Genomic DNA, 9,624 nt, shown 5'->3' on the forward strand with positions numbered 1-9,624 from the left:
GGAGGAACTCATTTTTTCGATAAAGATTTGCAAGCCCTGCAAGCAAAAATCGATAAAGCAATTCCAGGGCACCGTAATTACGTTTATTCAATCAGTGACGATCAGAGTAAATTTTTGGTGTTTTCTACCAATAGTCAAGACTCAGGAACCTATTATCTAGGCCAAACCAACCCGATAAAACTGGATGCTGTGGCATATAGTTATAAAAAATTGCTACCTGATCAATTAAGTAAAACACAGCGAATTGAATACACGGCTCGGGATGGTTTGAAAATAGAAGCTTACTTGACAACCCCGAAGGATAGGTTAGCAAAAAATCTTCCAACTTTGATGTTTCCACACGGCGGTCCCCACGCTCGCGACAATGATGCCTTCGACTACTGGACACAGTTTTTTGTGAACAAAGGCTATGCAGTACTGCAAATGAATTTTCGTGGTTCAGACGGGCAAGGTATTGAGCTACGCAATGCTGGGTTAAAAAACTGGGGTAAAGAAATGCAGGACGATATTGAAGATGGAGCACGACAATTGATTACCAATGGAATTGCTAATCCTAACGCAATTGGCATAGTCGGTGGCAGCTATGGCGGTTATGCTGCGTTGATGGGTGTTGTTAAAACTCCCGATTTTTATCGCTGTGCCATCAGTGTAAACGGCGTGTCCAACGTGTTTGATCTTGTAAAAGATAATCGCGCATTTTGGCTCAGCTACAACGTGATAGATGAGCAAATCGGTAATGACAATGCGACCTTGCGCGCAATTTCACCGGTTAACTTCGCCGATAAAATTAAAGTGCCAGTATTATTGGTGCACGGCACTGATGACCGTCAGGTCGAAATTAAACACAGTTACCAAATGCGCGATGCGCTGCAAAAAGCAAACAAGGATGTAACCTTTTTAGAATTGCCGAGTGAAGACCATTATTTGTTAAACGAAAAAAATCGTATCGATACCTTCCGTGCGATGGATGCGTTTTTAAATAAATGTTTGCCGGTTAAAACAGAAAAATCCGTAGCTGCTCATTAATATCTGTAACGAAAAATAAAAAGGCCGATCAGATAACTCTGGTCGGCCTTTTGTTTTTTTGTGGCGATGGAATTATTTTTTCAGTGTTGCCTTGGGGTTGGGCAAATCCGTAATCGTACCTGCGCCCACTTCCGCCGCCAGACCAACGGATTCATGCAACGTTGGATGAGCGTGAATAGTCAGCGCTATATCTTCCACACTTGCGCCAAATTCCAGCGCAAGCGTCAATTCACCGAGCAGTTCGCCCGCGTGTACCCCGACTAATCCCGCGCCCAATAAACGATCGGTTTTTGCATCGTAAATGAGTTTGGTTTTGCCTTCGCTGCGGTCAGCGGCAATGGCGGGGCCGCTGACGGCCCAGGGGAAGAGGGCGGTGTTGTAATCCAAGCCCTGCTGCTTGGCTTCTTTTTCGGTCACGCCGACCCAGGCAATTTCCGGATTGGTGTAGGCGATGGAAGGGATCGCCATTGGGTCAAACGCATGCGGATGGCCTGCGACACCTTCGGCGGCGGCGTGGCCTTCATGGCTGGCTTTGTGGGCGAGCATGGGCTGGCCGATGATGTCGCCAATCGCGTAAATATGCGGCACATTGGTTTGCAGGTATTGGTTGACGGCGATAAAGCCGCGCTCGTCCACATTCACACCGGCTTTTTCGGCGTCGATCAATTTGCCGTTGGGCACGCGCCCAACCGCGACAAGAACGGCGTCGAACTGGCGTGGTTCGGCGGGCGCATTGGCACCGCTAAAGGCGACTTCAATAGCCTCGGGTTTGGCCGTTACCGCTTCCACTTTGGTGGAGAGCAGCACTTCAAACTTGTCTTTGTTGTACTTGCTGTAGATGGCGACCAGGTCTTTGTCCGCTGCTGGTACCAGTTGGTCGGCGAATTCCACCACGGTGACTTTGCTGCCGAGCGCTTCGTACACAGTCGCCATTTCCAGGCCGATAATCCCACCCCCAATCACTAACAGGCGCGGTGGCACCGAGCGCAATTCGAGCGCGCCGGTTGAATCAAAAATACGCGGGTCTTCTGGGATAAAAGGCAGTTTCACGCTGCGTGAACCGGCGGCGATAATGGCGTTGTCGAAATCGATCAGAGTGGTTTCACTGCCTTGCACTACAGCAAGTTGGTGATCGCTTACAAATTTGCCATAACCCTCAACTACTCGCACCTTGCGTGCTTTCGCCATGGCGTGAACGCCGGACACCAGCTTGCTGACGACGGAATCTTTGTAGCTGCGCACTTTATCGAGGTCGTGCTGAACGGAGCCGAAACTGAGGCCGAGATTGCCGGCATGATGGGATTCGTTGATGACTTCGGCGACGTGCAAAAGGGCTTTGGAGGGGATGCAACCCACGTTGAGGCAGACACCGCCGAGGCTTGAGTAGCGCTCGACCAAAGTGACGTCCAAGCCTAGATCGGCGGCGCGGAAGGCGGCGGAGTATCCACCGGGGCCGCTGCCGAGTACAACCAGTTGGGTTTTAACGTTTGCCATCGGATGCTCCTGTGACGGGTCTGGGAAAAGGCGAACCCGCATCATAAGCGATCTACAGCGAAAAAAAGTAGCCGGTTGCTGTTATCGCAGGCAACCGGCCTTTTTATTGAAGGGTTATGGGTTAAGCACTTGCAGCGCCGCCGATACATACACCAGAGGCGCGTTCCAGTTAATGGCTATCTCATTGGTGGAGTAGCTGCATTCCAGATCGACAAATGACTTGGCAGGCAAGGGCGATGGATAACTGCTGCAATCGCTGTAGTGATCCGGGTGCGGGCCACCGGCGATAAATCCGGGAATCGGTGCCGCTATCCCATCAGCGCCGGAGGGGCGATGGTGGATATTCATGGGCGATTTGCTGCCAAAACCGGTCACAAAGGAATAGTCAGTCGCATTGCGTCCCATCACGTAGTCAAACAAGGCTTGGGCGGCTTGGCGATAGGCGGTTTTACTGGTATCCAACTGGTAGGCCTCCAGCGCCATCATCGCCTGATTGAGCGCCCCAGAATTGCTACCCCAGAAAAAATCCCCTGTTTCCATTGATACGCCGTAAGCGGACTGGCTTTTCTTGGTGCTAATGCCGGCTGCTAATTGGGTTAAACGATCCTTGATCAGCGCCTTATCGGCTGCAGCAGTGAGCGAATCCAGATGCTGAGCGAGTGACATCCAACCCAAGCTTTTTACGCCGCCCCAGCCGGGTACATCAGCGCTGGTCTCGGCCGCATTCATTACGCTGTAGTAGTTATCGTCTTTGGTGGCGATATAGAGCTCCGCTGCCGCCCAGAAGAATTCATCGCCGACATTATTGTCGCCATAGCCGCCGGTTTGGATATCCGCAGGCTGCGCGTAATAAACGGCCGGGTTGGCTTTTGCCCATGCCCATGCGGATTTGGCTGCCGCGAGCATTTTGGCGGACAGGCCCGGATACTGGCTTTCATAGTCCGCGTAGACCCGGCTGGCAGCGGCCATGACCGCTGCGAAATCGAGGGTGGCGGCGGTGGATTTTTGCACCATGTAGCGCTCGGACGTATCGGCATCGGGCATCACAAAACCGCTGAATCCCTTGCTGGTTAGCTTGTGGTAAACGCCACCGTCATTGGGGTCCTGCATCGCCAGCATCCATTCCAGGTTCCACATCACCTCGTTCAGGATATCGGGCACAGCATCACTTGATTCAGGAATATTCAGTGATTGAGCCGTGAAATAGGCGGGAAAACGCTTGAATGCCGCCAGCAGTGTGTAGGTGGTGATGCCCGAGTTGACGATGTATTTGTTGTAATCGCCCGCGTCATACCAGCCTTTGGGGGCGCTGACGATAGTACCCTCGGGGCGCTTGGCATCGGCGGCGGAGGCGTGGATGAACACGTTGGTATCTGCATGACCTGCCGCACGCTGGTAGATGCCCGCGTGGGTTTCCAGCAGTGCGGTACTAGCGCGGTTGAAATAGAAAGATTTCAGCGCGGCCGCATTGACGGCTTTGTAGGCCTCAGCCGAGACGTTAAAAGGAGCCGTCTCAGCGACACCGGCGACTTTCAATTCGTAACTTCCCGGCGCGGTAAGGCTGGAGAAATCAGCCAATTTGACCGACTCAAAAGACGGCTGCCAGACCGCAGCGGCACTCAGGGTCCCGGTCATCACTTCCTCGGTAGTTCCGGCCTTAAGCACAGTGAAACTGGTCGCCTCCACGGCTGGAACCTCCGCGAGCTTCTCGGCGTTGGGGGTGAAGCCCACTTGGTTCAGCTTGATCCGCTCTGGCAACGTCACCTTGGGTGGCTCAACGGGGTGAATACAACTGCTGGCATCACCTTTGGGTGTTTGGTTCAGGCTGACGACACCGCCATTGCTGGAGGTGATTTTCATCCAGTTGAGGTTGAATGGCCCGCTCTTCATTTGTACGCAGAGTGCGTAGTTACCGGCTTCAAGCCGACCGATAGGATGGTTTAGGCTAACCCAGGTTTGCCATCCACCAGTGGGTGCGACACTGATTTCGCCCGAGGCAGTTTTGCCGTCAATTTCATAGCTGAACAATCCGCCTGCTTGTGCAGTCGCGACGCGGCTTTCAACAGCGAACTCGCCTGCAGCGCTTACATTCACACTAAATTCCAGCCAATCACCCGGATCTATGTAGGCAATATTGAAACCGCCGCCGGTGTCGGTGGATTTTTCGATGTCAACGCCGTCGGTGCGGTATTCACCGGTGGTGTTGCCCGCTGTGGTGTCGTAGTAGCGGACATAGTCCTCCGCTTGAATCAGCAATCCGTTGAAGGCTGCCATGGAGCTATTTGTTGCGCTGCTTACATTTGATGCAGGCAAGCTGGACGCTGCTGCGCTGGAACTGGCAGGCGGTGCGCTGGAACTGGATGGCGCCATGCTGGAATTGGCGGATTTGCCTCCGCCGCTGCCACCACAGGCTGTGAGTAAACTGATCGCCAGGCCGAGACTGGCGGGAAGTAGCACATTTCTTATGATCATTATGGTTCCCCTGTTGTCGTCGTTAGCCGGTAATACACCGGTGCGCGGATGCTAGGGGATGCGGGGGAGCTAAAGCTCGCCACTTTAGGCGCTGGCCTAAAGTGGCGGTGCAATCGGAGGGCTAGAAGAAGCTGAACCCCACCTGGAAGAGCTTTTCCACGTCGCGGATATGTTTTTTCTGCAGCAAAAACACAATTACATGGTCGCCGGACTGAACCACTACGTCATCGTGGGCAATGACCACTTCGTCGCCATCCGGCCCTTGGCGCACAATCGCGCCAATATTGGCGCCTTCCGGCAGGTCGATATCTTCCAATGCCTTGCCCACGACTTTGGAGGATTTCGCATCACCGTGAGCGATGATTTCAATCGCCTCGGCCGCGCCACGCCGCAATGAGTGAACATTGACTATATCGCCGCGCCGCACATGGGTGAGCAGGCTGCCGATGGTGGTGGTCTGGGGCGAGATGGCGATATCGATATCACCGCCTTGCACCACATCCACATAGGCGGGATTGTTGATCAGGGTCATCACCTTGCGCGCACCCAAGCGTTTGGCGAGCATGGACGACATGATATTGGCTTCATCGTCGTTGGTGAGTGCGAGGAACACATCTGTGTCTTCAATGCTCTCTTCCATCAACAGGTCTTTGTCCGACGCGCTACCCTGAATCACTATCGCCCGCTCCAACTGTTCCGAGAGGCGGATGCAGCGGGTTTTGTTGTACTCAATGACGCGCACGTTGTAACGACCCTCGAGCATTTTTGCTAGACGCAAGCCGATGTTGCCGCCGCCGGCAATGGTGATGCGTTTGTAGGCGACTTCGAGCCGGCGCAACTCGCTCATGACCGCGCGGATATCGGCCTTGGCGGCGATGAAAAATACTTCGTCATCGGCTTCGATCACCGTCGTCCCGGTAGGGACTATAGCGCGATTGCGCCGGTAAATCGCTGCCACCCGCGTATCGACGGAGGGCATATGCTCGCGTAAAAAGCGCAGCTCTTGACCGACTAAGGGTCCGCCGTGATAAGCCTTTACCGCCACCAGTTGCACCTTGCCATCGGCAAAGTCCACTACCTGCAGGGTGCCGGGCTGTTCGACCAAACGGAAAATATATTCGGACACCAGCTGTTCCGGGCTGATAAGTACATCGACCGGAATCGCACCCGATTCAAACAGCTGCTGGTGAGTCAGGTAAGAAGTTGCGCGTACCCGCGCGATCTTGGTGGGGGTGTGGAACAGATTGCTCGCCACAGTGCAGGCAATCATATTGATCTCATCATTGCTGGTCACCGCAACCAACATATCGGCGTCTTCCGCTCCGGCTTGGGCAAGCACGTCGGGGTGGGAGGCTTCGCCGGTGACAACGCTGATATCGAGCCGATCGCGCAGCTCGCGCAGACGCGCCTCATCGGTATCGATGACAGTGATATCATTGGATTCACTCGCCAGATGCTCCGCAAGACTGCCGCCAACCTGACCGGCGCCGAGGATAATGATTTTCATAGTTCGCCTGTTGTTATTCGCTATCTAGTTCATCGCCAAGTCTAGTGCTTTAAGCACTCATTTGCCGCTATCGTCGGCCAACTTGTGGAGTTTATATCAACTGCTCTTGCGTAACCGCACATAGTAAAAACCGTCATGGCCATCCATTTGTGGCAGAAGCTGCCTGCCGCACGCTTGCTCAAAACCCCACTCGACATCGAGTTGGTCGCAACGTGCATCCTTGTTCCGTGCCAAAAAGGCCTCGATCACGCGGGTATTTTCCTTGGGCATAATTGAGCAGGTGGCGTAGAGCAAAATCCCGCCCGGTTTAAGCAATGGCCAGAGATTTTTCAGCAGTTGCTGCTGCAGCTCGCCGAGTTTGTCCAACTCCTCAGGCGTACGCAGAACTTTGATGTCTGGATGGCGACGGATAATACCGGTCGCAGAGCAGGGGGCGTCGAGCAGGATGCGGTCATAAAGCTCGCCATCCCACCAGCTGCTTGGCTTGGTGCCATCGCCGCAGACAACATCGGCGCTTACGCCGAGACGAGTCAGATTTTCGCGCACACGGGCCAAGCGGCGCTCGTCTGCATCCAAAGCGGTAACCCGCAGGCTGGGCTCTAGCTCCAGCAGGTGCCCAGTTTTTCCACCCGGTGCGCTACAGGCATCCAATACGCGCAAATTGGGCGACAATTGCAGCAAATCGCCGCTTAACTGCGCTGCTTCATCCTGCACGCTCAACCAGCCTTCGGCGAAATGCGGCAGCTTGCGTGGGTCGCAGGCCTGCTCCAGGGTGATGCCATAGGGGCTGTATTGGGTGGGTTTAGCGTGGATGTCGGCGTCGTGCAGTAATTGCAGATACTCATCGCGGCTGAGCTTGTGGGTATTCAAGCGCAAGCTAAACGGAGGGTGCTGGTTATTGGCGGCGATCAGTTGATTAAATTGCTCTGGCCAGCACTTGCTGATCATCGCTTCCATCCACGCCGGGTGATTGCTTTGAAAAGCACGGTTTTCGGCTAAAAATTCGTTAATTTTGCTGCTATCGCGCTGAAAACTGCGCAATACGCCATTGACCAGATTGGTCGCCCAGGGTTTTTTGATGTAGCGTGTAACTTCTACTGTCTCGCCGATGGCGGCGTGGTCGGGGATGCGGGTATGCAGCAATTGGTAGAGGCCGAGCAGCAAAAGCGCTTGCACATCGCCATCTTTGGCGCGCAGCGGCTTGTCCAGCAGACACTCTGTGTAGGCCTGCAGTTGCGGATAATAACGGCAGGTGCCAAAGCAAAGTTCTTGCAGCAATGGGCGGTCATTATCGGCAATCTTCGCCGAAACAGCTGGCAATAGACTGGATAGCGAACCTTTCGAGGCCAGTATCTGCGCAATCACCTGCGCCGCAGCGGCACGCACACTTAGCATGCTGGCTGCTCCAGCTGGTCGCCGACTTTAAATAAGTCAGGGTGACCACGTAGTATATCGCTCACGTTCATCGCCTTTTTGCCTGGCAATTGCAGCTGTTCGAGGATAAGTTGACCCTGTTTGCAGGCGATCCACAAGCCTTGGTCGTTGATGTAGGTGATGCTGCCAGGTGTGGCGTTGGTAGTTTTGTCTGAGGCTGCCGCCGCCCAGATGCGAATGCGCTGGTCATCGCTCGCACCTGCAGGTTTAGTATGGGCGACTGGAAAGGGGTTAAACGCGCGCACTTTGCGCTCCAGCTCAGTGGCGGACAACTGCCAATTGAGTGCGGCCTCTTCTTTGCTGAGTTTAGGTGCGTAGTTGCTTAGGCTATCGTCCTGTTTTTCAGGCGTGATAGTGCCGCCCTGAATCGAATCGAGTGCCTCAAGCAGGGCGGGGGCGCCGATTCTGATGAGCTTATCGTGCAGGCTTCCGCCGGTATCGTCGCTTGATATCGGGCAGAATGTTTTGATCAGCATATCGCCGGTATCCAACCCTAATTCCATCTGCATAATGGTGACACCGGTTTCAGTATCACCCGCTTCGATGGCGCGCTGAATGGGTGCTGCGCCGCGCCAGCGCGGCAGGATCGATGCATGCACGTTGATGCAGCCGAGGCGCGGGGTATCGAGCACTACCTTTGGCAGGATCAATCCGTAAGCAACTACCACCATCAAATCAGCTTCAAGCGCCGCAAGTTCGGCAACAGTCTCGGACGATTTAAAGTTGAGCGGCTGATAAACGGGGATTTCATGCGCGAGCGCCACTTCCTTTACAGGACTGGCGCTCAGCTTTTTACCGCGCCCGGCTGGGCGGTCAGGTTGCGAATAAACAGCAATTATCTGATGGTGGCTACCCAGGAGTGCTTTTAAATGCTCGGCGGCAAACTCTGGCGTGCCTGCGAAAATAATACGTAAACCTTGGCTCATGAATAACCTGTCAGATTGCAAAGCGTTGAAACAGATAGTGATAGAAAATAAAAAAGGCGCCAGTAGCGCCTTTGTCTGCTGCGCACGCCTAGCGCGCTTCAGCCTTGTGTTTTTTTTCCAATTTTGCACGAATACGGGTGCGCTTGAAAGGCGAGATATGATCCACAAACAGCTTGCCGTTTAAATGATCCAGCTCGTGCTGGATGCAGACTGCCAGTACACCTTGGGGCTCAATTTCAAACGGCTTGCCGGCGCGATCCAATGCCCGCACCCGAATGTGGCCGGGGCGCACTACAGTTTCATAAAACCCCGGCACTGAGAGGCAACCCTCGTCGTATTCGCTCAGCTCAGCATCCAAAACCTCGATTTCAGGGTTAATAAATACCATCGGCTGGGATTTATCTTCACTCACGTCTATAACTACTACGCGCTTGTGCACATTGACTTGTGATGCCGCCAAGCCAATACCCGGTGCGTCGTACATGGTATCGAACATATCATCCACCAACTGGCGGATTTTATCGTCCACTTCTGTGACGGGTTTGGCGACAGTGCGCAGCCGTGGGTCTGGAAATTCAAGGATAGGTAACAAGGCCATAGTGTTTGTGACAAACTTCTAGTAAAAAGGTAATAACCGCTGCTAACATGATGATCGCACAGGATTTATGCAGTGCAAACGGAAACAGCATGGACTTTTAATTAACTATTATACGTCTATCTGCCTCAGGACCGAATAAAACAGGATCGGTTTCTATGAAAAAAATA

Annotated in this window: 7 protein-coding genes; 1 reads left to right on the forward strand and 6 read right to left on the reverse strand. The window is 53.7% G+C overall.

From position 1 onward, the window contains the following. The coding region (locus ACWA6V_RS11180) for an alpha/beta hydrolase family protein (protein ID WP_449522557.1) at positions 1-1,026 on the forward strand (1,026 nt) is incomplete at its 5' end. A 72-nt stretch (positions 1,027-1,098) separates the two neighbouring features. Here ACWA6V_RS11180 and lpdA read toward each other — a convergent pair. From lpdA to def, 6 genes are all read right to left on the reverse strand, one after another. Then, a complete protein-coding gene (gene lpdA, locus ACWA6V_RS11185) occupies positions 1,099-2,520 on the reverse strand; it encodes a dihydrolipoyl dehydrogenase (RefSeq protein WP_449522558.1) in 1,422 nt (473 codons plus the stop codon). Positions 2,521-2,634: 114 nt separating this feature from the next. Continuing rightward, on the reverse strand, positions 2,635-4,992 hold the full coding sequence (locus tag ACWA6V_RS11190) for a glycoside hydrolase family 9 protein (RefSeq protein ID WP_449522559.1): 2,358 nt from the start codon (positions 4,990-4,992) through the stop codon (positions 2,635-2,637). Positions 4,993-5,113: 121 nt separating this feature from the next. Beyond that, the gene (gene trkA, locus ACWA6V_RS11195) at positions 5,114-6,499 is read right to left on the reverse strand and encodes a Trk system potassium transporter TrkA (protein WP_449522560.1); all 1,386 of its coding nucleotides are present in this window, start codon (positions 6,497-6,499) and stop codon (positions 5,114-5,116) included. Between the two features lie 96 nt (positions 6,500-6,595). Next, positions 6,596-7,894, reverse strand: a complete 1,299-nt coding sequence (gene rsmB, locus ACWA6V_RS11200) for a 16S rRNA (cytosine(967)-C(5))-methyltransferase RsmB (protein WP_449522561.1) — start codon at positions 7,892-7,894, stop codon at positions 6,596-6,598. Continuing rightward, a complete protein-coding gene (fmt, locus tag ACWA6V_RS11205) occupies positions 7,888-8,859 on the reverse strand; it encodes a methionyl-tRNA formyltransferase (RefSeq protein ID WP_449522562.1) in 972 nt (323 codons plus the stop codon). Before fmt ends, rsmB begins: the two co-directional genes overlap by 7 nt. An 88-nt stretch (positions 8,860-8,947) precedes the next feature. After that, complete coding sequence (gene def / locus ACWA6V_RS11210; RefSeq protein WP_449522563.1) at positions 8,948-9,457, reverse strand: peptide deformylase; 510 nt, start codon at positions 9,455-9,457, stop codon at positions 8,948-8,950. Positions 9,458-9,624: the final 167 nt, after the last annotated feature.

This window comes from Cellvibrio sp. (assembly GCF_053579595.1).